The sequence below is a fragment of the Nocardia acididurans genome (assembly GCF_016741815.1).
GTDB lineage: Bacteria > Actinomycetota > Actinomycetes > Mycobacteriales > Mycobacteriaceae > Nocardia > Nocardia acididurans.
Genome location: NZ_JAERRJ010000005.1, coordinates 70,621 through 94,680, shown reverse-complemented (window position 1 = coordinate 94,680; position 24,060 = coordinate 70,621). Strand labels below are relative to the sequence as shown.

General features: G+C 68.3%; 23 protein-coding genes. 15 read left to right on the top strand and 8 right to left on the bottom strand.

Going from position 1 to position 24,060, the window contains the following annotated elements; genetic code table 11:
* The first annotated feature begins 53 nt into the window (after window positions 1–53).
* Window positions 54–1,505 (top strand): NAD-dependent succinate-semialdehyde dehydrogenase, encoded by a 1,452-nt coding sequence (locus JK358_RS13700; RefSeq protein WP_201947510.1) that lies wholly within the window; start codon window positions 54–56, stop codon window positions 1,503–1,505.
* A gap of 175 nt (window positions 1,506–1,680) precedes the next feature.
* Here the strand turns inward: JK358_RS13700 and JK358_RS13695 are convergent, their stop codons facing one another.
* Entirely contained in the window at window positions 1,681–1,986 is a 306-nt protein-coding gene (locus JK358_RS13695) for a chorismate mutase (RefSeq protein ID WP_181583645.1), read from the bottom strand.
* Window positions 1,987–2,306: 320 nt separating this feature from the next.
* Between JK358_RS13695 and pcrA the strand changes: the two genes are divergently transcribed.
* The 3 genes from pcrA to JK358_RS13680 all read left to right on the top strand — a co-directional run bounded on the left by pcrA (window position 2,307) and on the right by JK358_RS13680 (window position 7,652).
* Window positions 2,307–4,760, top strand: coding sequence for a DNA helicase PcrA (gene pcrA, locus JK358_RS13690; RefSeq protein ID WP_201947508.1), 2,454 nt, complete (start codon window positions 2,307–2,309; stop codon window positions 4,758–4,760).
* A 149-nt stretch (window positions 4,761–4,909) separates the two neighbouring features.
* Window positions 4,910–5,917, top strand: a complete 1,008-nt coding sequence (locus tag JK358_RS13685; protein WP_201947506.1) for an aldo/keto reductase — start codon at window positions 4,910–4,912, stop codon at window positions 5,915–5,917.
* Window positions 5,918–6,122: 205 nt separating this feature from the next.
* A complete protein-coding gene (locus JK358_RS13680; protein WP_307817545.1) occupies window positions 6,123–7,652 on the top strand; it encodes a bifunctional phosphatase PAP2/diacylglycerol kinase family protein in 1,530 nt (509 codons plus the stop codon).
* Between the two features lie 88 nt (window positions 7,653–7,740).
* On the opposite strand, the gene JK358_RS39225 is transcribed toward JK358_RS13680, so the two are convergent.
* The gene (locus JK358_RS39225; RefSeq protein WP_372440671.1) at window positions 7,741–8,844 is read right to left on the bottom strand and encodes a M23 family metallopeptidase; all 1,104 of its coding nucleotides are present in this window, start codon (window positions 8,842–8,844) and stop codon (window positions 7,741–7,743) included.
* An 875-nt stretch (window positions 8,845–9,719) separates the two neighbouring features.
* Between JK358_RS39225 and sucC the strand changes: the two genes are divergently transcribed.
* Together sucC and sucD are read left to right on the top strand one after the other, a co-directional pair.
* Window positions 9,720–10,886, top strand: coding sequence for an ADP-forming succinate--CoA ligase subunit beta (sucC, locus tag JK358_RS13670; RefSeq protein ID WP_201947502.1), 1,167 nt, complete (start codon window positions 9,720–9,722; stop codon window positions 10,884–10,886).
* Window positions 10,887–10,900: 14 nt separating this feature from the next.
* Window positions 10,901–11,815 carry a succinate--CoA ligase subunit alpha gene (gene sucD / locus JK358_RS13665; RefSeq protein ID WP_201947500.1) on the top strand — a complete coding sequence of 305 codons (915 nt, stop codon included), beginning with the start codon at window positions 10,901–10,903 and terminating at the stop codon, window positions 11,813–11,815.
* 76 nt (window positions 11,816–11,891) lie between these two features.
* On the opposite strand, the gene JK358_RS13660 is transcribed toward sucD, so the two are convergent.
* Entirely contained in the window at window positions 11,892–12,476 is a 585-nt protein-coding gene (locus tag JK358_RS13660; protein ID WP_201947498.1) for a Uma2 family endonuclease, read from the bottom strand.
* Between the two features lie 186 nt (window positions 12,477–12,662).
* Between JK358_RS13660 and JK358_RS13655 the strand changes: the two genes are divergently transcribed.
* The 4 genes from JK358_RS13655 (at window position 12,663) to purH (ending at window position 17,840) form a co-directional block, all read left to right on the top strand.
* Window positions 12,663–13,628 carry a DUF5336 domain-containing protein gene (locus JK358_RS13655; protein ID WP_201947495.1) on the top strand — a complete coding sequence of 322 codons (966 nt, stop codon included), beginning with the start codon at window positions 12,663–12,665 and terminating at the stop codon, window positions 13,626–13,628.
* A gap of 201 nt (window positions 13,629–13,829) precedes the next feature.
* Entirely contained in the window at window positions 13,830–15,392 is a 1,563-nt protein-coding gene (locus tag JK358_RS13650) for a cell division protein PerM (RefSeq protein WP_201947493.1), read from the top strand.
* Between the two features lie 211 nt (window positions 15,393–15,603).
* Window positions 15,604–16,260, top strand: a complete 657-nt coding sequence (gene purN / locus JK358_RS13645; RefSeq protein ID WP_201948355.1) for a phosphoribosylglycinamide formyltransferase — start codon at window positions 15,604–15,606, stop codon at window positions 16,258–16,260.
* The gene (gene purH, locus JK358_RS13640; protein ID WP_201947491.1) at window positions 16,257–17,840 is read left to right on the top strand and encodes a bifunctional phosphoribosylaminoimidazolecarboxamide formyltransferase/IMP cyclohydrolase; all 1,584 of its coding nucleotides are present in this window, start codon (window positions 16,257–16,259) and stop codon (window positions 17,838–17,840) included. The genes purN and purH overlap by 4 nt, the downstream gene beginning before the upstream one ends.
* 51 nt (window positions 17,841–17,891) lie before the next feature.
* Here the strand turns inward: purH and JK358_RS13635 are convergent, their stop codons facing one another.
* Window positions 17,892–18,362, bottom strand: coding sequence for a hypothetical protein (locus tag JK358_RS13635; protein ID WP_201947488.1), 471 nt, complete (start codon window positions 18,360–18,362; stop codon window positions 17,892–17,894).
* A 204-nt stretch (window positions 18,363–18,566) separates the two neighbouring features.
* On the opposite strand from JK358_RS13635, the gene JK358_RS13630 reads away from it, so the two are divergent.
* From JK358_RS13630 to JK358_RS13620, 3 genes are all read left to right on the top strand, one after another.
* Window positions 18,567–19,130, top strand: a complete 564-nt coding sequence (locus JK358_RS13630; protein WP_201947487.1) for a LysM peptidoglycan-binding domain-containing protein — start codon at window positions 18,567–18,569, stop codon at window positions 19,128–19,130.
* 111 nt (window positions 19,131–19,241) lie between these two features.
* Window positions 19,242–19,817: a TetR/AcrR family transcriptional regulator gene (locus tag JK358_RS13625; RefSeq protein ID WP_201947486.1), complete on the top strand. Its 576-nt coding sequence runs from the start codon at window positions 19,242–19,244 to the stop codon at window positions 19,815–19,817.
* Between the two features lie 83 nt (window positions 19,818–19,900).
* Window positions 19,901–21,106 (top strand): Cmx/CmrA family chloramphenicol efflux MFS transporter, encoded by a 1,206-nt coding sequence (locus tag JK358_RS13620; RefSeq protein WP_201947485.1) that lies wholly within the window; start codon window positions 19,901–19,903, stop codon window positions 21,104–21,106.
* 244 nt (window positions 21,107–21,350) lie between these two features.
* On the opposite strand, the gene rpsR is transcribed toward JK358_RS13620, so the two are convergent.
* Genes rpsR through rpmB form a run of 4 tightly spaced genes read right to left on the bottom strand, consistent with a single transcriptional unit; the run spans window position 21,351 to window position 22,365 of the window.
* Window positions 21,351–21,605 carry a 30S ribosomal protein S18 gene (rpsR, locus tag JK358_RS13615; RefSeq protein WP_040695439.1) on the bottom strand — a complete coding sequence of 85 codons (255 nt, stop codon included), beginning with the start codon at window positions 21,603–21,605 and terminating at the stop codon, window positions 21,351–21,353.
* Window positions 21,606–21,639: 34 nt separating this feature from the next.
* Window positions 21,640–21,945: a 30S ribosomal protein S14 gene (gene rpsN / locus JK358_RS13610; RefSeq protein ID WP_201947484.1), complete on the bottom strand. Its 306-nt coding sequence runs from the start codon at window positions 21,943–21,945 to the stop codon at window positions 21,640–21,642.
* Window position 21,946: 1 nt separating this feature from the next.
* Window positions 21,947–22,117 carry a 50S ribosomal protein L33 gene (gene rpmG, locus JK358_RS13605; RefSeq protein ID WP_181583656.1) on the bottom strand — a complete coding sequence of 57 codons (171 nt, stop codon included), beginning with the start codon at window positions 22,115–22,117 and terminating at the stop codon, window positions 21,947–21,949.
* Between the two features lie 11 nt (window positions 22,118–22,128).
* On the bottom strand, window positions 22,129–22,365 hold the full coding sequence (rpmB, locus tag JK358_RS13600; protein ID WP_201947482.1) for a 50S ribosomal protein L28: 237 nt from the start codon (window positions 22,363–22,365) through the stop codon (window positions 22,129–22,131).
* 113 nt (window positions 22,366–22,478) lie between these two features.
* Here rpmB and mrf point away from each other — a divergent pair, with 113 nt between their 5' ends.
* A complete protein-coding gene (gene mrf, locus JK358_RS13595; protein ID WP_307817507.1) occupies window positions 22,479–23,774 on the top strand; it encodes a ribosome hibernation factor-recruiting GTPase MRF in 1,296 nt (431 codons plus the stop codon).
* A gap of 4 nt (window positions 23,775–23,778) precedes the next feature.
* Window positions 23,779–24,060, top strand: coding sequence for a type B 50S ribosomal protein L31 (locus tag JK358_RS13590; protein WP_201947477.1), 282 nt, complete (start codon window positions 23,779–23,781; stop codon window positions 24,058–24,060).

The following is a 24,060-nucleotide window of genomic DNA, read 5'->3' as shown; positions in this document are numbered from 1 at the left end:
CCGGGTATCCAGCGGCAAGCCCCGGGGTGCTAGTTCGGGCCTAGGCTGGCGATATGGCGACAGAACGCGAAGTCCTCGAATCCGTTCCCACCAAGCTCTGGATCGGCGGTCCCGTGGACGCCAGTGGCGGAGCCACCTTCCCCGTGCACAATCCCGCGACCGGCGAGGTCATCGCGAATGTCGCCGACGCCACACCCGAGGACGCGGTGCGCGCGCTCGACGCGGCCGCGGCGGTGCAGGCCGAATGGGCCGCCACCCCGGCTCGGCAGCGCGGGGAGATCCTGCGCGCGGTCTTCGAGGCCATCACCGCCCGTGCCGAGGAATTCGCGCTGCTGATGACCCTGGAAATGGGCAAGGCGCTGGGGGAGTCCCGCAACGAGGTGAAGTACGGGGCGGAGTTCTTCCGCTGGTTCAGCGAGGAGGCCGTGCGCATCCACGGGCGGTATCAGCCCGCGCCCGCGGGCACCGGGCGGATCCTCGTGCACAAGCAGCCCGTCGGGCCGTGCCTGGCCATCACGCCGTGGAACTTCCCGCTCGCCATGGGTACCCGCAAGATCGGGCCCGCGCTGGCGGCCGGCTGCACCATGATCGTCAAGCCGGCCGGGGAGACGCCGCTGACGATGCTGCTGCTCGCCCAGCTGTGCGCGCAGGCGGGTCTGCCCGACGGGGTGCTCTCGGTCATCACCACGAGCCGTTCCAGCGCCGTCACCGCGCCGCTGCTGACCGATCCGCGGCTGCGCAAGCTCACCTTCACCGGCTCCACCCCGGTCGGCAAGAAGCTCGTCGAATCCTCCGCGCACGGCCTGCTGCGCACCTCCATGGAACTCGGCGGCAACGCGCCCTTCGTGGTCTTCGACGACGCCGACATCGACGCGGCGGTGCAGGGCGCGGTGCTGGCCAAACTGCGCAACGGCGGCGAAGCATGCACGGCGGCAAACCGTTTCCATGTGCAGAATTCCGTTCGCCAGGAATTCACCGACAAACTCGTTGCGGCCATGGCCGACTACAAGCTCGGCGACGGCACCGACCCGTCGACCACCCTCGGCCCGCTCATCAACTCCGACCAACTCGGCACCGTCACCGATCTCGTCGACGACGCCGTGTCCGCGGGCGCGCAGATCGCGTTGGGCGGCAAGGCTCCCGGCGGTCCCGGCTGGTTCTATCCGGCCACCGTCCTCACCGACATCCCCGCCCAGGCCCGCATCCTGCGGGAGGAAGTCTTCGGCCCGGTAGCCCCGATCGTCGGCTTCGACACCGAGGAACAGGGCCTCGCCGCCGCCAACAACACCGAATTCGGCCTGGTCGCCTACGTGTACACCAGGAGTCTCGACCGCGCCCTGCGCGTGGCGGAGGGCCTCGAGACCGGCATGGTCGGCGTCAACCGCGGCGTCATCTCCGACCCGGCCGCGCCGTTCGGCGGCGTCAAGGAATCCGGCTTCGGCCGCGAGGGCGGTTTCGAAGGCATCGAGGAATACCTCGACACCAAGTACATCGCCCTGCCCTGATCACGGAGACGAAGAACCGCCCCGGGGGTATGGACACCCGGGGCGGCCTGGGGAGGCCTCACTCGCTCGCACGGGTAAGGCGTGGTCTGTGGGACCGGCAGCCGCTCGGTGAATCGGGGGCGCGCGGTGATTCCGCGTATGTATCCCGGGCGCGCGGCCCGGCGTTAACAACCGGCTAGTGGCCGAGTCGTCCGCGGCCCAGGCGCAGCAGCAGCATGGCGAGGGTGTGACCCTCCTGGCCCAGTTCGCTGAAGCGCTCGAGCACCTTCATCTCGCGCGAATGCACCAGCTTCGGGCCGCCGTTGGCCATGCGGGTCCGCCCGATGATGCGGGAGACCTCCGTGCGGCGTTTGATCGCGGCGAGGATCTCGGCATCGAGTTTGTCGATCTCCTTGCGCAGCTTCTCGATCTCCGCCTCGGAGGGGAGGGCGGAGTCCGACCCGGTCGCAGGCTCGGATTGTCCCGTCGTCGAGATGCTCATTCTTTCACTCCTCGTGGTCCAGAACGTCGATCGGCATACGGAGCCGACCTGTTACCGATCGGTTCTTCACCAAGAAAAAGACCTGTTCGGCCTTCATTGTCCCCCCGGGGGCGCGCTGCGGAGCAACGTGTATCCACCAGCGCCGGTCATGGGGCCAAGTCTGCCACGCGCCGCTGGCAAACCAAAACGTGTTCATTTGTGAATCTCCTGAGTTTCCACCCCCGCGAAGTTCACCGAATGTTCGCCGGACCGGCACTAATCGGACGCGTCGAGCGGCGGACTGTATCCCTGTCGGTGGCCGCCGGTAGCGTGGATGGGCGATGAACACGACGGTGGCACAGGACGAGCAGAAGACCGAGCACTTGCTCGAAGGGCTGAATCCACAACAGCGCGCCGCGGTGATGCACACCGGCACCCCGCTGCTGATCGTGGCCGGAGCCGGATCCGGGAAAACAGCCGTGCTGACCCGGCGCATCGCCTACCTACTCGCCGCCCGCGGCGTGCGGCCCGGCGAGATCCTCGCCATCACGTTCACCAACAAGGCCGCCGCCGAGATGCGCGAGCGCGTCAGCGGACTGGTCGGTCCGCGTGCGGCCAGCATGTGGGTGTCCACCTTCCACTCCACCTGCGTGCGGATTCTGCGGACGCAGGCCTCGCTGGTGGCGGGGCTCAATACGAACTTCTCCATCTACGACGCCGACGACTCGCGACGCCTGCTCGCCATGATCAGCCGCGACCTCGACGTCGACCCGAAGAAGTACACGCCCCGACTGCTCGCCACCGCCATCTCCAATCTGAAGAACGAGCTCATCGATCCGGAACAGGCCGCCGCCGACGCCGAGACCGAGGACACCGAACTGCCGCGACTCGTCGCCAAGGTCTACGACGAATACCAGCGGCGGCTGCGCGCGGCCAACGCACTCGACTTCGACGACCTGATCGGCGAGACCGTCGCACTGCTGCAACGGCATCCGCAGGTGGCCGAGTACTACCGGCGGCGGTTCCGGCACGTACTGGTCGACGAATACCAGGACACCAACCACGCGCAGTACATCCTCGTCCGCGAACTCGTCGGACATCACCGGGGCGAATGGGACGAGGACGGCGGCTGGCGCCCGGACGGGGACACCTCGGATCGAGTCGCGCCCAGCGAACTGTGCGTGGTGGGCGACGCCGACCAGTCCATCTACGCCTTCCGCGGCGCGACCATCCGCAATATCGAGGAGTTCGAACGCGACTTCCCCGACGCGGAAACCATTCTGCTGGAACAGAACTACCGGTCCACCCAGCACATTCTGGCGGCCGCCAACGCGGTCATCGCGCGCAACGAGAACCGGCGCGAGAAGAAACTGTGGACCGATCAGGGCGACGGCGATCTGATCGTCGGATACGTGGCCGACAACGAGCACGACGAAGCCTCGTTCGTGGCGCGCGAAATCGACCGGCTGGTCGATCAGGGCGACGCCAACTACAACGACGTCGCCGTCTTCTACCGCACCAACAACAACTCCCGGGCGCTGGAAGAGATCTTCATCCGCATGGGGTTGCCGTACAAGGTCGTCGGCGGCGTCCGGTTCTACGAGCGCAAGGAGGTGCGCGATATCGTTGCCTACCTGCGGGTGCTGGAGAATCCGGACGACGCGGTATCGCTGCGACGCATCCTCAACACCCCGCGCCGGGGCATCGGCGATCGCGCCGAAGCGTGCGTGGCCGTACACGCCGAACAGCGCAATATCGGCTTCGCGCAAGCCCTTCGGGACGCCGCCGACGGCAAGGTGGCGCTGCTCAACACGCGCTCGCAGCGGGCCATCACCGGCTTCCTCGAGCTGCTCGACGAGATCCGCGCCGCCGGGGTGCAGGAGGACATGGACTTCCCGGATGTCGGCAATGTGGTGGAGTCGGTGCTCGATCGCACCGGGTACCGGGCCGAACTGGAGGCCTCCGACGACCCGCAGGACGGGGCGCGGCTCGACAACCTCAACGAATTGGTCAGCGTGGCACGGGAATTCAGCTCCGAGGCGCGCAACAATATCGAGGCCGCGCGGGCCGAGGGGCTCGTGCCCGAAGCCGGGGAGGGCGAACCCGATCCCGGCTCGCTGGCCGCCTTCCTGGAGCGGGTGTCCCTGGTCGCCGACTCCGACCAGATCCCGGACGAGGGCACCGGCGTGGTCACCATGATGACCCTGCACACCGCCAAGGGGCTGGAATTCCCGGTCGTCTTCGTCACCGGCTGGGAGGACGGCCAGTTCCCGCATATGCGGGCCCTCGGCGACCCCACCGAACTCGCCGAGGAACGCCGCCTCGCCTACGTGGGCATCACTCGCGCCCGCAAACGCCTCTACCTGACCCGTGCCGTCGTGCGCTCCGGCTGGGGGCAGCCCGTCTCCAACCCCGAATCCCGCTTCCTCGCCGAGATCCCCGGCCACCTCATGGACTGGCGTCGCCTCGAACCCGTCTCCGCCCAGCGGGGTTTCGGCCGCCGCCGCGGCGAAGACGAAGGCTTCGAACGCGATTGGACCCGCGGCGACGGCTGGAACGAGCCCCGCCCCGGCATCCGCGACCGCGGCGACCGCCGCCCCGCGCCCACCGCCGCCAAACGCAGCAACTCCACTCTCGTTCTGGCCGTGGGCGATCGAGTCAGCCACGACAAGTACGGCCTCGGCCGCGTCATCGCCGCCGAAGGCTTCGGCCAACTCGCCACCGCCACCATCGACTTCGGCACCGCCGGCAAGATCCGCCTCATGCCCCAGCACAGCCCGCTCACCAAGCTCTAGCCACCGTGTGGGTACCCGACTCTCTGGGGTCTCAGGGGCTTCGCCCCCGAACCCCCAGGGACGCTGGGGCTGTGTCAGCGCGGAGGGGCTGCCGAGGGTAGCCCTGTCAGGGGCTGTCTAGGGCGGGGTGGGTGTCGAAGACTGGGCGCATGATGCGATACCGACTCTTCGGACAGACCGGGCTGCGGGTTTCGGAAGTGGTGCTGGGGACCATGGCCCTGCGGGAGGTGGACGAGTATCGGCGGGTGCTCGGTGTTTTCGCGGAGGCGGGCGGGAACTTCGTCGATACGGCCACGGCGTACGGGAACAGTGAGGAGCTGCTGGGGGAGGTGCTGACCCGGCGGGATCGGTTCGTCATCGGGACCAAGTACACGCTGAGCCGGGATCCGAGCGATCTGAACGCGGCGGGGAATCATCGGAAGAACCTGGTGCTGTCGCTGGAGAACAGTTTGCGGCGGCTGCGGACCGACTACATCGATGTGTACTGGGTGCACATCTGGGATCGGCTGACCCCGATCGAGGAGACCATGCGGGCCCTCGATGATGTGGTGCGGTCGGGGAAGGTGCTGCACATCGGGATCTCGGATGCCCCCGCGTGGGTGGTGGCGCGGGCGAATACCTTTGCGCAACTGCGGGATCGGACGCCGTTCGCGGCGGTGCAGGTGCCGTACAACCTGCTGTGGCGCGATATCGAGCGGGAACTGCTGCCCATGGCGGAGGCGTTCGGGATGAGCGTGACCGCGTGGGCTCCACTCGGCCAGGGGGTACTGACCGGAGCGGCGGGGCAGCGGACCGATCCGGCGCAATTCAGCGCGCGGCAGCGGGCCGCCGCCACGGCCGTGGCGAAGGTGGCGGACGAATTGGGTGTTCCCGCAGCACATGTCGCGCTGGCGTGGACGCGGCACCGGTCCGCGGCGGTGCTTCCCATCGTCGGAGTGAGCAGCGCCGAGCAGTTGCGGGTGAACCTGGACGCGCTGGATCTGGTGCTGCCCACGGAGGCGGTGCGCACCCTCGAGGAGTCGGCGCCCTTCGAACTCGGCTTCCCCAGCGATTTCATCGCCAACTACGACGACGCCGCCCGCGCCTACGGTGACGCCGCCCCGCGCGTGGATGCTCCCGGATTGCCTCGCGGCGCGGCCTGGGGTCTGCAGCGTTGACGCGAGTGGACCGACGCCGATCGCACGGTTGACTACGATGTAGCCGGTGCGCCCCACCTCCGCTTCGCCTCGTTCTCGAAATGCCCTGCACCGCTTGCTGTCGGGACACGGACTGGTGGAAATCGGTAAGGTCGGGCCGGTGAGCGGGTGGATCTATCGAAAATTCCAGCGGGTAGGACGATTCGATCGTGCGGTCGAGAGTGCGGTGGGGGCGTTGCCCGCATCCCGGGTCGATCAGGGCCTGCTCTCGCTCACCACCTCCGCCAACTACAGCGGGCTGTGGCTGGGCATCGCGGCCCTGCTGGCCACCCGCAAGGGGCAGACGCGCCGGGCGGCCATGCGTGGCGCTGTCGCCGTCGGAGGCGCGAGCCTCGTCGTCAATGCCGGTATGAAAACCCTCATCGCCCGCCGCCGCCCGGCCGCGGAGGTGCTGCCCGTGTACCGGCGGCTGGTCCCGGCCCCGGTGTCCTCGTCCTTCCCGTCCGGCCACGCGGCCTGCGCGGCCGCCTTCGCCACCGCCGTGGCGCTCGAAAGCCCGCGCACCGCAGCGGTTGTCGCGCCACTGGCGGCCACGGTCGCCTACTCGCGCATCCACACCGGCGTGCACTGGAGTTCGGACGTATTCGTCGGCGCCGCAGTGGGTTCCGTGGTCGCACTGGCCACCCAGCGCTGGTGGCCGGTCCGCGAATCCGACGAGGCGCTGGCCCGCCCCGTGCGGGAGGCGCCCGCCATGCCGAAGGGCAAAGGGCTTGTGGTGGTGGTGAATCCGGTCTCGGGCGACCCGAACTACGACCCCACCGGCGATATCGCCACCGCCCTCCCGGAAGCCGTGCTGTTGCGCACCCGGCCCGATATCGACGCCGCCGATCAGCTCGAGCAGGCGCTCGCCGAACTCGGCCCGGCCGTCGAGGCGGTCGGTGTGGCGGGCGGCGACGGCACGGTGGCGGCCGTCGCCGCGGTGGCGCTGCGGCACAAGCTGCCGCTGGCCGTCATTCCCACCGGCACCCTCAATCACTTCGCCCGCGATCTCGGCGTCTACGACCTGATCGAGGTGGTGGACGCCACCGGTATCGGCGAGGCGGTGGCCGTCGATGTCGCCAGCGTCGAACTCGAGGACGAAACCGGTTCCAGCACACGGTATCTGCTCAATACCGCGAGTATCGGCACCTACCCGGACATGGTGCGCATGCGGGAGAAGTGGCAGCATCGCTGGGGTAAGTGGCCCGCCTTCGCCGCCGCGCTCGTGGTCACCCTGCGCCGCGCCGAATCCATTCAGATCCAGATCGACGGCCGCTGGCAGCGAGTGTGGTTCCTGTTCATCGGCAACGGCCCGTACCACCCGCACGGCGCGGTCCCGGCCTTCCGCGATCGGCTCGACTCCGGCCTGCTCGACGTGCGCTGGCTGCGCGCGGATGTGCGGTGGTCGCGTACGCGCGCCTTCATGGCCCTGGCGCTCTCGGCCATCGGCCATTCCACCGTGTACGGGGAACGCCAGCTCCCGGAACTACTGGTCGATCTGCCGTCACCGGAGGCGCTGGCCACCGACGGCGAGGTGGTCGGCAAGGCCAGCCGGCTGCACTTCCGGGTGGCCGGGCAGATCCCGGTCTACCGGCGTGACGAATCCAATCCGCTCTGGGTGGACCGGGTGCGGCCGCACCACCGGCGCGCGCCGTGGCTGCGTGATTGGTTCCAGTCGCTGACCGACCGGTGGTCCTCGACCTCCAGCCGACCGTGATTCACAGCGGATGCCGCGTGCAGCACGCGGCATCCGCAGAGCCGCGGACCGGCATGCTGACGGAAGCAGCGTGCCGGACCGAGGGAAGTCAGTCGCGCTGGATGCCCAGGGAGATGCCGCGCGAGGCCAGCCACGGAATCGGGTCGATCTTGTCGACGCCGTTCAGCCAGACCTCGAAGTGGCAGTGCGGGCCGGTGGAGAAGCCGCGGTTGCCGACCGTGGCGATCTGATCGCCCGCCATCACCCGCTGACCCTGCGACACCGTGGCCGTATCGATGTGGCCGTAGATGGTGACCGTGCCGTCGTCGTGCAGCAGCCGCACCCACATACCGAAACCCGACGCGGGACCGGCCTCCAGCACCGTGCCGTCGGCCACCGCGTAGATCGGGGTGCCGATCGGCGCGGCCACGTCGACGCCCGCGTGCTGCACACCCCAGCGCATGCCGTAGCCGGAGGTGTAGTTGCCGTTGGCGAACTTGGAGAACAGCGGACGCAGCTTCGCGGCCTCGGCGGCGGCCAGATCCGCGGCGTAGCGCGCGCCCTTCTCCAGAATGTCGTTGAACTGCGTGAGATCCACGGGCGCACCGACATTCAGCACCTGCGGGGAGCCGCCGACCGGAGCGTCATCGGTGAGGCCGATGGTCTCGTTGGCGGAGATCTCCTTGACCTGCGCCGCGGCCTGGAAGTCGACATTGTCGGCGGGCGCGCCGGAGACCTCGATACCGGTCTGGCCCGCGGCCACCACGGCGCCGGCGGCCACGGCCACCACGGCGGCGCGGCCCTTCAGCGCGGTGGGCGGTGCGGGCAGGCGGTGCGCGCCACCCGCGGCGGCGGCGCGACGGCGGCCGGTGCGGGTCGGACGGGACTGCGCCGCATCGGAATCGGCGTCGGTGTCGGCCTCGCGCTTGTCGAGACGAGCGCCGTCACCGGAGAAGGTGAGCTTCTCGCCGGAGGCGGTGCGGAAGGTGTAGGCGGGCCGGTAGTCACCGGACGGGGTCGGATCGTCACCCCAATCCGGACGCGGCGAGAAGTCGGCCGGATTCGGGGCCGACCAGCCGTTGGTGGAGGTGGTGTTCCAGTCGTCGCCGGAATCCCAGCCGGATCGATCGTCAACGGGGGTTTCCCAGTCGGCGCCCGCGTGCTGCTCGGCGTCGGCGGTCCACTTCGGCTGTGCGTCCCATTCGGACTGCACGGAATTCCACTCGGGCTGAGCGTGCCACTGCTCGCCGGAGTTCCAGGCGGCGTCGGCGTTCCATCCGGCGGCGGCGTTGTCGTTCCATTCGGCGGCTGCGGGCTCGTTCCAGGCGCCGGAGGCGTCGTTACCCCACTGTGCCCCGGCCGTGTCCCGGCCGCCCCACTGCGTTTCGCCCGCGGCGTTCCACTGCTCCCCGGCGGGGGCGTTCCACGCCTGCGCGGCATCCCAGCCGCCGTGTGCGATCTGCTCGTCGAAGGGCTGCGGCGCATCGAAATGGGTTGCGCCACCGTAGTTCTCGGATTCCTCGCGGTAGCGGTGGCCGTGCTTGGCGCGGTGTCGCGAGGGGAAGGGGCCGTCGCTCATCGGAGCTTGTCCCGGTAGTGCGAAGTAGCCGATGTTCCATCCGCGGAGCGGCTCTCTACCTGCGGAGCGCTGTGCTGCGTCAAGCCTGCCGTCCTCCTGTCGTGACCGGGTTGTGACATCGACCGCATCGACGGTAACGAAACGATTGCGCGTCAGCAAGCGATGGGAGGGCGTCGCGACACACCTGTGACATTCATCACGTTGTGGGCATGGATTGGCTCACTGTGCATCGGGTAACCATGTGAGGCCTGTCAACGACAACTCGTAGTAGCGAGTGTCACTCTCCGGGATTCGTGTGTCCTACCTGGCGCGCCGTCAACAAGCTACTCGCCGGTAGGATTATCCAGCGGTTTTATCGCGCCGGAGACTGTACCGTGACCTGCGCCACTTAGGCTGTATGCGGCTGATTTCGGCTCCATGTGACTGATTAGAGTCCGATCCGACCCGCCCCCGACGACGGGCCGCCAAACCAGACGTTGTCACAACAACGCAGACGAGACGGTGAGTACATGGATCTCTTCGAATATCAGGCGAAGGAACTCTTCGTGAAGCACGGAGTGCCTTCGTCGGAGGGTCGCGTCACCGACACGGCCGAGGACGCGCGTGCGATCGCCGAAGAAATCGGCAAGCCGGTAATGATCAAGTCGCAGGTCAAGGTCGGTGGCCGCGGTAAGGCCGGTGGCGTGAAGTACGCCGCCACCCCGGAGGACGCCTTCACCCACGCCCAGAACATCCTGGGCCTGGACATCAAGGGCCACATCACCAAGAAGATCTTGGTCGCCGAGGCGAAGGACATCGCCGAGGAGTACTACATCTCCTTCCTGCTGGACCGCTCCAACCGCACCTACCTGGCCATGTGCTCGGTCGAGGGCGGCATGGAGATCGAAGAGGTCGCGGTCAAGTCCCCCGAGCGCCTCGCCAAGGTGCCCGTCGACGCCGTCAAGGGTGTCGACCTGGCCTTCGCCCGCTCCATCGCCGAGCAGGGCCACCTGCCCGCCGACGTGCTCGACGCTGCGGCCGTGACCATCCAGAAGCTGTGGGAGGTGTTCGTCAAGGAGGACGCCACCCTGGTCGAGGTCAACCCGCTGGTGCGCACCCCCCAGAACGAGATCCTCGCCCTCGACGGCAAGGTCACCCTGGACGAGAACGCCGAATTCCGGCACGCCGACCACGCCGAGTTCGCGGATATCGACGCCACCGATCCGCTGGAGCTCAAGGCCAAGGAGAACGACCTCAACTACGTCAAGCTCGACGGTGAGGTCGGCATCATCGGCAACGGCGCCGGCCTGGTCATGTCGACCCTGGACGTCGTCGCCTACGCCGGTGAGAACCACAACGGCGTCAAGCCCGCCAACTTCCTCGACATCGGTGGCGGCGCCTCGGCCGCCGTCATGGCCGCCGGCCTCGATGTCATCCTGGGCGACGCCCAGGTCAAGAGCGTGTTCGTGAACGTCTTCGGCGGCATCACCGCCTGTGACGCGGTCGCGAACGGCATCGTCGGCGCCCTGCAGACCCTGGGTGACGCCGCCTCCAAGCCGCTGGTCGTCCGCCTCGACGGCAACAAGGTCGAGGAGGGTCGCAAGATCCTCGCCGACTTCAACCACCCGCTGGTGACTCTCGCCCAGACCATGGACGAAGGCGCCGACAAGGCCGCCGAGCTGGCTGCGGCCAAGTAAGGACACGAACCAACATGTCTATCTTCCTGAACAAGGACAACAAGGTCATCGTCCAGGGCATCACCGGCGGCGAGGGCACCAAGCACACCGCGCTGATGCTGAAGGCGGGCACCAACGTGGTCGGCGGCGTGAACGCGCGCAAGGCCGGCACCACCGTGTCGCACGTGGACGCCGACGGCAACACCGTCGAACTGCCCGTGTTCGCGAGTGTCGCCGAGGCCATCGAGAAGACCGGCGCGGACACCTCCATCGCGTTCGTGCCCCCGGCCTTCTCCAAGGACGCCATCATCGAGGCCATCGACGCGGAGATCCCGCTGCTCGTGGTCATCACCGAGGGCATCCCGGTGCAGGACTCCGCCTACGCGTGGGCCTACAACGTGGAGAAGGGCAACAAGACCCGCATCATCGGCCCGAACTGCCCCGGCATCATCACCCCGGGCGAGTCGCTGGTCGGCATCACCCCGGCCAACATCGCGGGCAAGGGCCCGATCGGCCTCGTGTCGAAGTCGGGCACCCTGACCTACCAGATGATGTACGAGCTGCGGGACTTCGGCTTCTCCACCGCCATCGGCATCGGCGGCGACCCGGTCATCGGCACCACCCACATCGACGCCATCGAGGCGTTCGAGAAGGACCCGGAGACCAAGCTCATCGTCATGATCGGCGAGATCGGCGGCGACGCCGAGGAGCGGGCCGCGGCCTACATCCAGGCCAACGTCACCAAGCCGGTCGTCGGCTACGTCGCGGGCTTCACCGCCCCCGAGGGCAAGACCATGGGCCACGCCGGCGCCATCGTCTCCGGCTCGGCGGGCACCGCCCAGGCCAAGAAGGACGCCCTCGAGGCCGCGGGCGTGAAGGTCGGCAAGACCCCGTCCGAGACCGCCGCCCTGGCGCGCGAGATCCTCGAAAAGGCCAGCGTCGACGCCTGATCGAGTCGCTCAACGGCTGAAAAGCTTGGGCCGCCTGCTGAATTCGGCAGGCGGCCTTTGTCATGAAGGCTGGCTTTCAGGAACGATTACCTCGTCCTGCCAGTGCGTCCAGATCAACGGTCAACTCGAAGGGCTGATCGAAGTGGACGGTACCGGTGACACGTGGAGCTCTGTTGTATCTGCCGTCGTCGCCCAGCGAATAGGCGGTGAGCCCGACTTGCTCGTTTTCGAGAACGTCGACCACCCAGTAGTGAGCAATACCGTTCGCGGCGTACTCGTCCGGCTTGATTGCGTAGTCCCGTACCGCCGAGTCGGCTGACGAAGCCACCTCGATTGCGAGGAGGATCTGATCGCCCCGCACACGTGTCTGGTCTCCCACCTCCCACGGCACCAGTACCAGATCCGGTACGCGCCGGGGAGACCTGCCCTGCGGTAGCTCCGTTTCGAAGTCGGGTAGCACCTCGAACTCATCCGGCAGTTGGGACTCCAGTTGAACGCAAAGTCGTTTGACCGCGCGAATATGGGGGCCTGCCGGGCGAGCGTTCACGAGCAAGAATCCGTTCTCGATCTCGTAAATCAGGCTGTTGTCCTCGGGTAGAGCGTCGAATTCTTCCACGCTGATCGGTTGCCCGGATGAGATCGGCTGCATCTCCACGGTCATCGCCTACCTCCGTACCGTTCGGTTCTCGTGCTGGTGAGGCTCTTCTCCAAGAACAGCCTCCATCATCCCATCGCGGACCGAATCCGGTATTGCGGTTCGGCGGCGGGCGGTGGTACGGCGTGACCCGGGCGTTTGAGTGCAGTAGCGTCGGTGGGAGTTCGTGAACGACTCAAAGGAGACGACGACATGTCATACCCGACCGGGGGCTCGGGATACAACGCGCCCGCGCCGACGCCTTCCAACGCACCCGGCTACGGCTCGCAGGCTCCTGCTGCTGGGTCGAGTGCGACAGGGGCCAAGGGGCTTCCCTTCTTCCTCACCGCGGCCGTCGCCGGCCTCGGTGTGCTGAACTTCCTGCTGGGGTTCGCGCCGTACAAGGGTTCGGGCGACGCGACCTTCGCGTTCGACTACAACCTGTTCGAGGCCAGCGCCGGGATCGCCGGACTGCTGCTGCTCGGCGGTCTGCTCGCGGGTCTGTCGCTGCTGCCCAAGCAGGATCTGACCGGTGTGGCCGCGGCCGTATCGGTCGCCGCGTTCCTGACGGTGCTGTTCACCTCGTTCGTGGGTGAGGCGAGCACCGAGTGGGGCGGCTGGGTGATCATCTTCCTGTCGTTCGTGCAGGCCGTCGCGGCCGTGCTGGTGGTGCTGTTCGCGCTCGGCATCGTGAAGCCGCCGGCCCCGAAGCCCGCTGCGCCGCAGGGCGGTTACGGTCCGGGGCAGCCCGGCTTCGGCCAGTTCGGTCAGCCGGGACAGCAGTCCACGCCGTTCAACGCGTTCGGTCAGCCGGGCCAGCCGCCGGCGTTCGGTCAGCCGGGTCAGCCGGGCGGCCAGCCGGGGTACGGCACCGGCCCGCAGTACCAGCAGCAGCCGCCGGCCTTCGGCCAGCAGCCCGCCGGGTACGGCAGCGGTTCGCATCAGCAGCCGTCCTACGGTCAGCAGCCCTCGTACGGCCAGCAGCCGGGTGCGCAGCAGCCGGGTTACGGCCAGTCCTACGGCCAGCAGGGCGGCGAGCCCGCCACCCAGCACTTCGGTGCGCAGCCGGGTCAGCAGTACGGTGCGGGCGCGAGCCCGTTCGGCGGTGAGCAGAGCGCCGATCCGGCCGCCGACGCCACCCGCGCGTTCCGTCCCGGCCAGGACGACCAGAACAAGTAGGCGGGCGACTCAAGGCTGACGCAGACATGAGAATGGCCTCCGGTATCTCACCGGAGGCCATTCTCATTGGCGCGATGCGGCTCTCGTCGAATCGGCCGAGGCCGGGGCGTCGGCCCGCACGCGCTGTCCACTCTTCGCGCGCCGCTGTTGCGCGGCGCGCCTGACCCAGGTCTTCTCTCGATGCTGCCACGCTGGTTGTCCATGGACGTTCCGAAATCCACCGCGCTCGCGCGGATCGACGATGAGGTGCGGGAATTCCCGCACGATCCCGATCCGCTGCCTCCGGGGCCGGGCGGGTTCGGGGCGCTGACGCCCGAACGGGCGCGGGTGTTGTTGATCGTCGCGGCGCGGGGATCCAGCGTCACCATTCTGTTGATCTTCGCGATCGTGTTCGGGACGCTGCTGGCCTCGCGCAGCGGGCTGACCGGGGCCTCGGGGGCGATCGCGGCGAGTTGGCTTGCGGTGCATCAGGTTCCGCTGGTGATCGGGAAGACGGCGCTGGGGTTGTGGCCGCTGCTGCCGACCGGGTTCCTGCTGTGGATGGTGGCGCGGGACTGCGCGAAGGCGGCCGAACCCGACTGCGGGCGAGCCGATCTCGGCTGGATCGCGGGGGCGGCCGTCGGCGGACCGCTGATCGTCACCGCGATCTGCCTGGCGGTGGCCGACGACGCGTCCGCGGTGGTGGCGCTGCGGCCGCCGGATACGCCGGTGGCGTTCGCGTGGGTGATCGGGCTGCACGCGCTGGCCGCCGCCGTGGGCATCGGGTCGCGCCGGTGGCGGGAACTGCTGTCGCTGGCTCCGATCACCGTGCCGGACTGGGTGATCCCGGGCGTGCTGGCGGGGCTGCGGGCGCTGTTCCGGTTGTTCGCGATCGCGACCGCGCTCACGCTGGTCTCGTTCCTGGCGCACTGGTCGCGTATCGGCGAGACCTATCAGGCGGCCGGAAACATCGTCGGCGTCGCCGGTTTGACGCTGCTGTCGCTGGCCTACCTGCCGAATGTGGTGATCGACGCGGTCAGCCTGCTGCTCGGCGGGCAGGTGCGCATCGGCGACGGCTCGCTGAGCCTGTTCGCCATCGAAGGCGCGCCGGTGCCGTCCCTGCCGCTCCTGGCGGCCGTGCCCGCCGGCCCGGCCCCGATCTGGTGGATGGCGCTGCTCATCGTGCCCGCCGCCGTGGGCGTGCTCAGCGGCCTGGACTGCGGCCGCCACTCCGACGACCGCGCCACCGCGCCCTGGGCCACCCTCACCGCCGCCGGTGTCGGGGCCGTCCTGCTCTCGCTGCTGGGCGTCTTCGCCGGGGGAGACCTCGGCACCTTCGGTTGGATCGGCCCGAACATCCTGCTCTCCGCCGCACTGGCATTCATCTGGCTGGCCGTACCCGGCTATGTCGGCATGCTCGCCGCACACTGGTTCGCCCCGGCGGCCGGTGCCGCCGCTGCGGTCGCCGAGGACGACGACTACGACGACGAGTACGACGACGCCGACTACGCGGATGACGACTACGACGCTGCCGACGACGAGTACGACGAGTACGACGAAGACGCCGACTACGACTCCGATGAGTACGACGACTACGACGAGGCCGAGGACGCCGACGCCGCCGAGGATTCCAGCGACGACTACTACTTCAGCCCCGACGACCCGGACCGCCCCGACGCCATCGACGGCGAACTCGTCGAGGACGACTCCGAGCCGACCACTCGTCCCCCCGTGAGAGGCGACGACGACATCGTCGACGCCGAGGTTGTGGAAAGTGACAACTGATTTCGAGAGGACCGGGTGACTCGCCGGGTGCGAGCGAAATCGGGTTCGCTCACAACCGCCGGCACGCGTGTGCGATCGATCACGGTGCCGTGCCGGGCGCTGAAGGCGCGGGGAGGCGGGCTGCAGCGCGTGATCGGGCGGTAGCTAGTCTTTAGGGCGGCGGGCATGCTCCCGCTGATTCCTTCCCGCTCCCAGACACAGGAGTAGTGCGCTGACGCCCACGCCCGCCCAGCTGCTACCGCCGACCGCGCCCGCGACCGTCGTGGTGCTGGCCTCCGGTACCGGTTCGCTGCTGCGTTCGCTGCTCGAAGCCACTCGCGCGCCGGGTTATCCGGCGCAGGTCGTCGCCGTCGGCGTGGATCGCGACTGCGCGGCCACCGACCACGCGGAAGCCTTCGACGTCTCGTCGTTCAAGGTGGCGCTGGGTGATTTCGAGGGCCGCGCCGAATGGGATCACGCGCTCACCGAGATCGTGTCGGCTTTCGCCCCCGATCTGGTGGTGTCGGCGGGCTTCATGAAGATTCTGGGCCCGAAGTTCCTGGATCGCTTCGGCGGTCGCATCATCAACACCCATCCCGCGCTGCTGCCCGCGTTCCCGGGCGCGCACGGGGTGCGGGACGCGCTGGCGTACGGCGTGCGGGTCACCGGTTCCACCGTGCACCTGGTGGACGCGGGTGTCGACACCGGGCCGATCCTCGCGCAGGAGGCGGTCGTGATCGAGCCCGAGGACGACGAGTCCACCCTGCACGAACGCATCAAGGTCGTGGAGCGGAGGCTGCTGGCGGAGACCGTCGCGGCCGTCGCGAACCGAGGCATCATCTCCGATGGACGAAAGGCAGTTATCCCTGATGAGCGAGTTCTCCGGTGAGTGAACGCAAGCCGATCAAGCGGGCCCTCGTAAGCGTCTACGACAAGACCGGTCTGATCGAACTGGCCACCGGTCTGCACAATGCGGGCGTGGAGCTGGTCTCGACCGGCTCGACCGCCGGCAAGATCGCCGACGCCGGTATCCCGGTCACCAAGGTGGAAGACCTGACCGGTTTCCCGGAGACCCTGGACGGCCGCGTCAAGACCCTGCACCCGCGCGTGCACGCCGGCATCCTCGCCGACACCCGCAAGGACGAGCACCTCGATCAGCTCGTCGAACTCGGGGTCGAAGCCTTCCAGCTGGTGGTGGTGAACCTCTACCCGTTCACCGCGACCGTCGCCTCGGGCGCGTCCATCGACGAGTGCGTCGAGCAGATCGACATCGGCGGCCCCTCCATGGTGCGCGCCGCCGCCAAGAACCACCCGTCGGTCGCCGTGGTCGTCAACACCGGTGACTACGCCGAGGTGATCGCGGCCGTGCAGGCCGGCGGATTCACCTTCGCACAGCGGACGGCCTTGGCCGCCAAGGCTTTCCAGCACACCGCCACCTACGATGTGGCCGTCGCCAGCTGGATGACCAGCGTCGCGTCGCCCGCCGCCGCGGCTGCGGAGCCGGAAGCCGAAGCGCCGCAGCAGTTCCCGGAGTGGATCGGCGCGACCTGGAACCGCGAGGACATCCTGCGCTACGGCGAGAACCCGCATCAGGCCGCCGCGCTGTACACCGGCGAGGCCGGGAAAGCCGGTCTGGCGCAGGCGAAGCAGTTGCACGGCAAGGAGATGTCGTACAACAACTACACCGACGCCGACGCCGCCTGGCGTGCCGCCTACGACTTCGACGCGCCCGCCGTGGCGGTCATCAAGCACGCCAACCCGTGTGGCGTGGCGGTCGGCGCGGATATCGCCGAGGCGCATCGCAAAGCCCATGCCACCGACCCGGTTTCGGCGTACGGCGGCGTGATCGCGGCCAACCGTGAGGTGTCGGTCGAGATGGCCGAGCAGGTCGCGGAGATCTTCACCGAGGTCATCGTGGCCCCCGCTTACGCGCCGGGTGCGGTGGAAGTGTTGCAGCGCAAGAAGAATGTGCGCGTCCTGGTCGCCGAGCCCGCCCAGCGCAAGGGTCCGGAACTGCGTCCGGTCAGTGGCGGCGTGCTGCTGCAGGAGCGCGACATCCTCGACGCCGAGGGCGATTCCCCCGCCAACTGGACTCTCGCCGCCGGTGAGGCCGCCGACGAGGCCACCCTGCGCGATCTCGAATTCGCGTGGCGCGCATGCCGTTCGGTGAAGTCCAACGCCATCCTGCTGGCCGACGACGGCGCTGCCGTCGGTGTCGGCATGGGCCAGGTCAATCGCGTCGACTCCTGCAAGCTGGCGGTCGACCGCGCCGGTGAGCGGGCCAAGGGTTCGGTCGCGGCCTCGGACGCGTTCTTCCCGTTCTCGGACGGTCCGCAGATCCTGGTCGCCGCGGGTGTTCGCGCCATCGTCCAGCCGGGTGGTTCCATCCGCGACAAGGACACCATCGAACTGTGCCGCGAGGCGGGCGTCACCCTCTACCTGACGGGTTCGCGCCACTTCGCCCACTAGGCGAGAATTTCCGGGGCCGGTGTTCCGTTCGGAACACCGGCCCTGTGCTGTCTACTTGGCGCTGAGGACTTTTCGGTCGCCGAGGGGCGACTTCAGCTGGATTTCGAGGCTGCCGAAGACGGCTTCCTGGGTGCACATCTTGCCGACGGCGTCGGCGCGGGTGCCCACGCGCAGTTCGACGGTGACGGTCTTGTCGGTCTCGGTGGTGGTGGCGTCCACGCCGTAGCAGGCGGGTGAGCCGGTCTGGAAGTTGACGGCGATCTTGTCGGGGGCGACGAGGGTCCAGCTGTCGAAGGTGGTGGCGCGCGCGTTCACGATGGTGGGGTCCGCGGTGAACGGGCGGCCGAGTTGGCTCGACGGCGCCTCGGTGGGATCGGGCGCCGCGGTGGTGGTGATCGGTGCCGCAGTTGTCGATTTCGTCTGATTTGCACCGTTTTCCGAGTCGCCACAGGCCGCTAGCCCCACGGCCAGCAGTGCGATGCCGGAGGTGATCATGAGGCGGCGCGCCCGAATCCTGTACATGGTTTCAACCCTAACGGTCCGACCGGTCGGCGTAGATATAACGCTGTGGCGAACTTTCAGCGACCGTGAGCCAAATTATCCGGGGACTCACCGGGGAATCCCTACGCGGACCGGCGCCGGGTCGGTAACCTCGAACCAAGTTGGCGAATGCAGTTCTGTGCCATCGGCTTTATCTGATGATCCCCCCTCCGGAAAGGACCCACCGTGGGCGACTCGTTGAAAGTCGGCGAACAACTCGGTCTCGGAGAGGCGCTCCAAGGCGGCGCTTACTCCCTGACTCTGCAAGATGACGGCAACCTCGTGCTGTCCGAGCCCGATGGCAATGTGGTGTGGTCCACCCTCACCCACGGTCAGGGCGTCAACCGCGCGGTCCTGCAGGACGACGGAAACTTCGTGGTGTACAAGGGCGATGGCAGCGCCGCATGGTCCACCGAGACCAACGGCAAGAGCGCCGATCGCCTGGTCGTGCAGGCCGATCGCAATGTCGTGCTGTACGGCTCCGACGGGTCCGCGCTGTGGTCCTCGGGCACCAACACCGACAACCCGCTGCCCGCTCCGGAGCCGGTCACCCAGGCCGCCGCCGTGCAGGAAGAGGTTCCCCCGCCGCCGCCCGCCGCGCAGACCTACACGGTCGAGCCGGGCGACACCCTGTGGGCGATCGCCGAGCGCTTCTACGGTGACGGCAACCGCTACCACGACATCGCGAATGCCAGTGGCATCGACAACCCGGACAACATCCAGCCGGGTCAGGTGCTGACCATCCCGTAGGGGACGGCAGGCAATGGGCGGCCCCGGCGCGAAAGTGCCGGGGCCGCTTCGTATTTCAGGCCGGAAGCACGGTATTGTACTGACCTATCCAAAACGTGCTACGGTAGCCGTATGCCGAGGCCCAGGGAGTTCGACGAGGACCGTGCGCTGGACGCCGCCATGCGGCAGTTCTGGGCGACCGGGTACGAGGCCACGTCCACCGAGCAGCTGTGCACCGCCACCGGCCTGCGGCGCAGCAGTATCTACAACACATTTCAGAGCAAGCACGCGCTGTTCCTGCAGGCGTTGACGCGGTATACGCGATGGCGCACGGGAATGTATCTCGAACTGCTGCAGGCGGATTCGCCCGCACCGCAGCGCTTGCGCGCCGTGCTGGAGCATGCGGTCGACATGGCGGTGGAGGCCGGGCGGGACGGATGTCTCGCGGTCAACACCGTGACCGAATGCAGTGCGCGTGACAGCGAAGTCGACGAACTACTGCGCGCGGACAACGAACTGCGCGCCACCGCGATCCGCGATGTGGTGGCCGCCGGGCAGCGGGCGGGGGAGTTGTCCCGCGATCGCGCCCCGGGTGATGTCGCCGAGTTCATCAACGCGACGCTCGCCGGAATCAGTGTGACCGCGCGCTGCGGCGGCGACCGCCGCACCCTTCGCGCCATCGCCGAGGTGGCAATGGCCGCCCTCTGATCCACGTATTCCCTCGCATGGGCACAGGTCTTCTCGCTTGCCCATGTTTTGTACAGAACGATACAAAACGTAGGAGATCCGCAGTGAGGCAACCCATTCCGCTGTCCGTCTACGCCCTGGCGGCAGCGATCTTCGCCCAGGGCACCTCCGAGCTCATGCTCTCCGGCCTGCTCCCCGATATCGCCGCCGACCTGAACGTCTCCGTCTCCGACGCGGGCCTGCTCGCCTCGGGCTTCGCGGTCGGTATGGCGGTCGGCGCGCCTCTGCTCACCGTCGCCACCCTGCGCTGGCCTCGCCGCCGCGCCATGCTGATCTTCCTGGCGGCCTTCGCGGTCACCCACATCGCGGGTGCGCTGGCTCCGACCTATGGCACGCTCATGGCCACCCGGGTGCTGGGAGCCGTTGTCTACGCGGGCTTCTGGGTGGTCTCGGCGGTCACCGTCATCGGCCTGGTGCCACCCGACGCCAAGGGCCGCGCCCTGTCCATCGTGGCAGGCGGACTCACCATCGCCACCGTGCTCGGGGTCCCGGCGGGTACGGCAATAGGCAACGAATTCGGCTGGCGCACAACGGTATGGGTCGTAGTAGCCCTGACAGTTCTCTCCGCGGCGGCAATTCTGGCGACGATTCCGGCGCAGCGCCGTTCACAGGCCGCTCCGCCCAGCCTGCGCAAGGAGCTCGCCGTGATCGCCAACCCGCGACTTTGGCTGGCCTACGTCGCGACGGCCATGTCCTCCGGTCAGGGCGTGGCAACCTTCACCTACCTGGGCGCCCTGCTGGTGGTGGTCGCAGGCATCCCGGCAGGCTGGATCCCTGTGGCTCTCGTGATTTCGGGCATCGGTTCGCTGGCGGGCCTGATCGTCGGCGGCCGCGTCGCCGACCGCCACCCCTTCACCACCCTCGCGGTCGGCTACACCGGCGCGGCCGTGGCCTCACTCCTGCTGCTTCTCGTTGCCGCCGAACCGATCCCGGTGATCCTGCTGGCCGCCGCACAACAGTTCTTCGCCTTCCTGACCAACCCCGCCGTGAACGTCCGCGTCTTCACCCTCGCCGCCGCGAGCCCCAACCTCGCCGGCGCAGGCAACATCACCGCCTTCAATATCGGCATCATCATCGGCCCCGCCCTCGCCGGTCTCCTCATCACCGCCCATGGCCTGGCATCCATCGGCTGGGCCTCCGCCGCCCTGGCACTGACCGGCCTGCTGGCCACCGCGGCGGCATACCCCCTGCGCCACAAGGATTCCGAGCCCGCACCCGAACCGCCCCCACTCGCCGCGGCCGTCGCCTGATCGACCGGCAGCGCGGTCCCGAAGCGCCTCGCTCAACACCTCAACCGGTAGTTCGGGGCGCGCCCTCCCCACCTCCTCTTCCTGAGTTCGGGGTGTGGGCCGCCGCGCCTCCTCTTCCTGGGGGTTCGGGGGCGAAGCCCCTGAGAGTCACGAGAGTTGCCCCTCTCCACGGCGAAGGGCCCCCGATGCGTAAGCGTCGGGGGCCCTTTCGATTTCGTGTCCCGGTGGGGAGTTTCGCGAGCCGCTACCGGCTCGTGAAGGGGAGCAGTGCCATTTCGCGGGCGTTCTTCACGGCGACGGCGACCTGGCGCTGCTGCTGCGGGGTCAGGCCCGTCACGCGGCGGCTGCGGATCTTGCCGCGGTCGGAGATGAACGTGCGGAGCAGGTTCACGTCCTTGTAGTCGACGGTTTCGACGCCGGCGGCGATCAACGGGTTCTTCTTCGGGCGGCGGGCCTGCTCGGCACGGACCTTCTTCGACGGTGCTCGCTTCACTGCCATGTCAGCGGTTCCTTACTCACGAGATCGTGGATGCTTACCAGCTCGATTTGTGCACACCGGGCAGTTCCCCCCGGTGAGCCATCTCGCGCACGCGCACTCGCGAGAGTCCGAACTTCCGGAGATGACCACGCGGGCGTCCGTCCGCGGCGTCCCGATTGCGCAATCGTACCGGACTGGCATCGCGCGGGAGCTTCTGCAGGGCGGTCTGAGCTGCGGCGCGATCCTCGTCGGAGGTGGTGGGCTTGCGGATGAGTTCCTTCAGTTCCGCACGCTTCTCGGCCCACCGGGCCACGATCTCCCTGCGCTGTTCGTTTTTCGCGATCTTCGACTTCTTGGCCATGTCAGCGGGATTCCTTGAAGTCGACGTGCTTGCGGATGACGGGGTCGTACTTGCGCAGCACCATGCGGTCGGGATCGTTGCGCCGGTTCTTGCGGGTGACGTAGGTGTAGCCGGTGCCGGCCGTGGAGACGAGCTTCACGATGGGCCGGAGTTCGGTCGATTTCGATGCCATCGGTTACTCCTTCAGATCTTCTCGCCGCGGGCGCGCAGCCGGGCGACGACCGCCTCGATGCCGTCGCGGTCGATGGTCTTGATGCCCTTGGCGGAGACGGTCAGCGTGATGCGCCGGCCTTCGCTGGGCAGGTAGTAGGTCTTGCGCTGGATGTTCGGGTCCCAGCGCCGGTTGGTCCGCTTGTGCGAGTGCGACACGGACTTGCCGAAGCCCGGCTTGCGGCCGGTGACCTGGCAGATAGCCGACATGGTCCACTCCCTTCCAGTTCTAGATGCAGATGACAATCGTTTTCGACAACGACCGGGGAACAATGTACCCTCGGTTTCCTGTTAATGGAAATCGTTGTCGAAAGGGGTACCCGGTGGTGTCCGAATCCAGCCGCAAACCCGTCGTACTCCTCGCGGGCCTGCCCGGCCGCGCCGCCGACGGCGTCCGCCGCGCCGCCGACCTGCTCGGCGCGGAACCGGGCACGGTCGTGGTCCGCCACGATCTGACCGAACTGCGCGAGGGCGTGGTGCGGCGCTTCGTACAGGTCGACGGCCGCGAGAGCATGAGCGTGCTGGAACTCGCGCACGGCTGTGTGTCCTGCACGCTGCGCGCGGACCTGCTGCCGTACCTGTGCCTGCTCGCCGAACGGGATTCGGTGCGGCGCATCGTGCTCGCGCTGGACCCGGTCTTCGAGGCGGAAGCCGTGTGCCAGGCCATCGCGGATGTCGTGGTCACCGGCGTGGTCGGCCGGGTGGACGGCCCGGCCGGGCGCAGTGTGCGCATCGAGGCCGTGCTCACCTGCCTGGACGGCAGCGACTGGCTGGCCGACGCACTGGGCGACGAGACGCTGTCCGACCGCGGGCACGCCACCGCCGAGGATGATCGGACCATCGCGCAGCTGGCCGTCGGGCAGGTCGAATTCGCCGATGCGCTGGTCGGTTTCGACGCCGGGGCCGATCCGGTGGAGCGCATGCGGACCGGGGCCGTGCTGGCCCGGCTCGCACCGCAGGCGGCGGTCACCTGGGTGAGCGAACCCGGGGCGCTGCACGCCGGCGAACTCGACGAACTGCTCGGCCGGATTCCGGAGAATGCCCGGCGCGGAACCGGTTTCGACCCGCACGGCCCGCTGCTGCGCGGTCAGCCGCCGCTGGAGACGGACTGCGGTGTGGTGCTCCTGGAGTTCGATACCGACCGCCCGTTCCATCCGGATCGTCTGCACTCGGCCATCGACGTCCTCCTCGAAGGCGTGGTCAGCGCGCGCGGCCGGGTCTGGCTCGCCACCCAGCCCGAGGATGTGGTGTGGCTGGAATCCGCCGGTGGCGGTCTGCGGGTCGGCGGCGCGGGCCGCTGGCTGGCGGCCATGACCGAGGAGGAACTCGAGGACGCCGATCCGGCCCGCCGGGTCATGGCCTCGCTGCGCTGGAACGAGCACTTCGGTGACCGGCACACCTCGCTGGTGATCCTCGTCAACGACGCCGACGCCGAGGAGATCCGGCATGCCCTGCACTGGGCGCTGGTCGACGAGGACGAACTGCGGCAGGTGCGGTTCGCGCCCGAACGCGTGGCGCGCTGGGCAGACCCGTTCGGCGAACAGCACGAGGAGCCGTGCGAAGAAACCAAATCCACGCCGGTCACCGGAGACGGACCGTCCCGGCACAACGAAAGGTGAAGTGATGAAACCAGGAATCCACCCCGACTACCATCCGGTGGTCTTCCAGGATGTGAGCACCGGGCACAAATTCCTGACCCGGTCCACCGCGGTCTCGGAACGCACCATCGAGTGGGAGGACGGCAACACCTACCCGCTGCTGGTGGTCGATGTGACCGCTGATTCGCATCCGTTCTGGACGGGCGCGGCGCGACTGCTGGATACCGCGGGACGCGTCGAGAAGTTCGAGCGCAAGTACGGAAAGCGGACTCGTGGCCGCAATTCGTCTGCTGGAGAGGAGAACTGA

What these genes read in the sequence shown, in the direction of transcription:
- JK358_RS13660 (WP_201947498.1), bottom strand. Translation starts at nt 12,476, where the DNA reads ATGACCGTGGAGATGCAGCCGATCTCATCCGGGCAACCGATCAGCGTG.
- rpsN (WP_201947484.1), bottom strand. Translation starts at nt 21,945, where the DNA reads ATGGCCAAGAAGTCGAAGATCGCGAAAAACGAACAGCGCAGGGAGATC.
- JK358_RS13655 (WP_201947495.1), top strand. Translation starts at nt 12,663, where the DNA reads ATGTCATACCCGACCGGGGGCTCGGGATACAACGCGCCCGCGCCGACG.
- rpsR (WP_040695439.1), bottom strand. Translation starts at nt 21,605, where the DNA reads ATGGCAGTGAAGCGAGCACCGTCGAAGAAGGTCCGTGCCGAGCAGGCC.
- JK358_RS13590 (WP_201947477.1), top strand. Translation starts at nt 23,779, where the DNA reads ATGAAACCAGGAATCCACCCCGACTACCATCCGGTGGTCTTCCAGGAT.
- rpmG (WP_181583656.1), bottom strand. Translation starts at nt 22,117, where the DNA reads ATGGCATCGAAATCGACCGAACTCCGGCCCATCGTGAAGCTCGTCTCC.
- JK358_RS13700 (WP_201947510.1), top strand. Translation starts at nt 54, where the DNA reads ATGGCGACAGAACGCGAAGTCCTCGAATCCGTTCCCACCAAGCTCTGG.
- sucD (WP_201947500.1), top strand. Translation starts at nt 10,901, where the DNA reads ATGTCTATCTTCCTGAACAAGGACAACAAGGTCATCGTCCAGGGCATC.
- JK358_RS13695 (WP_181583645.1), bottom strand. Translation starts at nt 1,986, where the DNA reads ATGAGCATCTCGACGACGGGACAATCCGAGCCTGCGACCGGGTCGGAC.
- JK358_RS13650 (WP_201947493.1), top strand. Translation starts at nt 13,830, where the DNA reads ATGGACGTTCCGAAATCCACCGCGCTCGCGCGGATCGACGATGAGGTG.
- sucC (WP_201947502.1), top strand. Translation starts at nt 9,720, where the DNA reads ATGGATCTCTTCGAATATCAGGCGAAGGAACTCTTCGTGAAGCACGGA.
- JK358_RS13625 (WP_201947486.1), top strand. Translation starts at nt 19,242, where the DNA reads ATGCCGAGGCCCAGGGAGTTCGACGAGGACCGTGCGCTGGACGCCGCC.
- JK358_RS13685 (WP_201947506.1), top strand. Translation starts at nt 4,910, where the DNA reads ATGATGCGATACCGACTCTTCGGACAGACCGGGCTGCGGGTTTCGGAA.
- pcrA (WP_201947508.1), top strand. Translation starts at nt 2,307, where the DNA reads ATGAACACGACGGTGGCACAGGACGAGCAGAAGACCGAGCACTTGCTC.
- rpmB (WP_201947482.1), bottom strand. Translation starts at nt 22,365, where the DNA reads ATGTCGGCTATCTGCCAGGTCACCGGCCGCAAGCCGGGCTTCGGCAAG.
- JK358_RS13635 (WP_201947488.1), bottom strand. Translation starts at nt 18,362, where the DNA reads ATGTACAGGATTCGGGCGCGCCGCCTCATGATCACCTCCGGCATCGCA.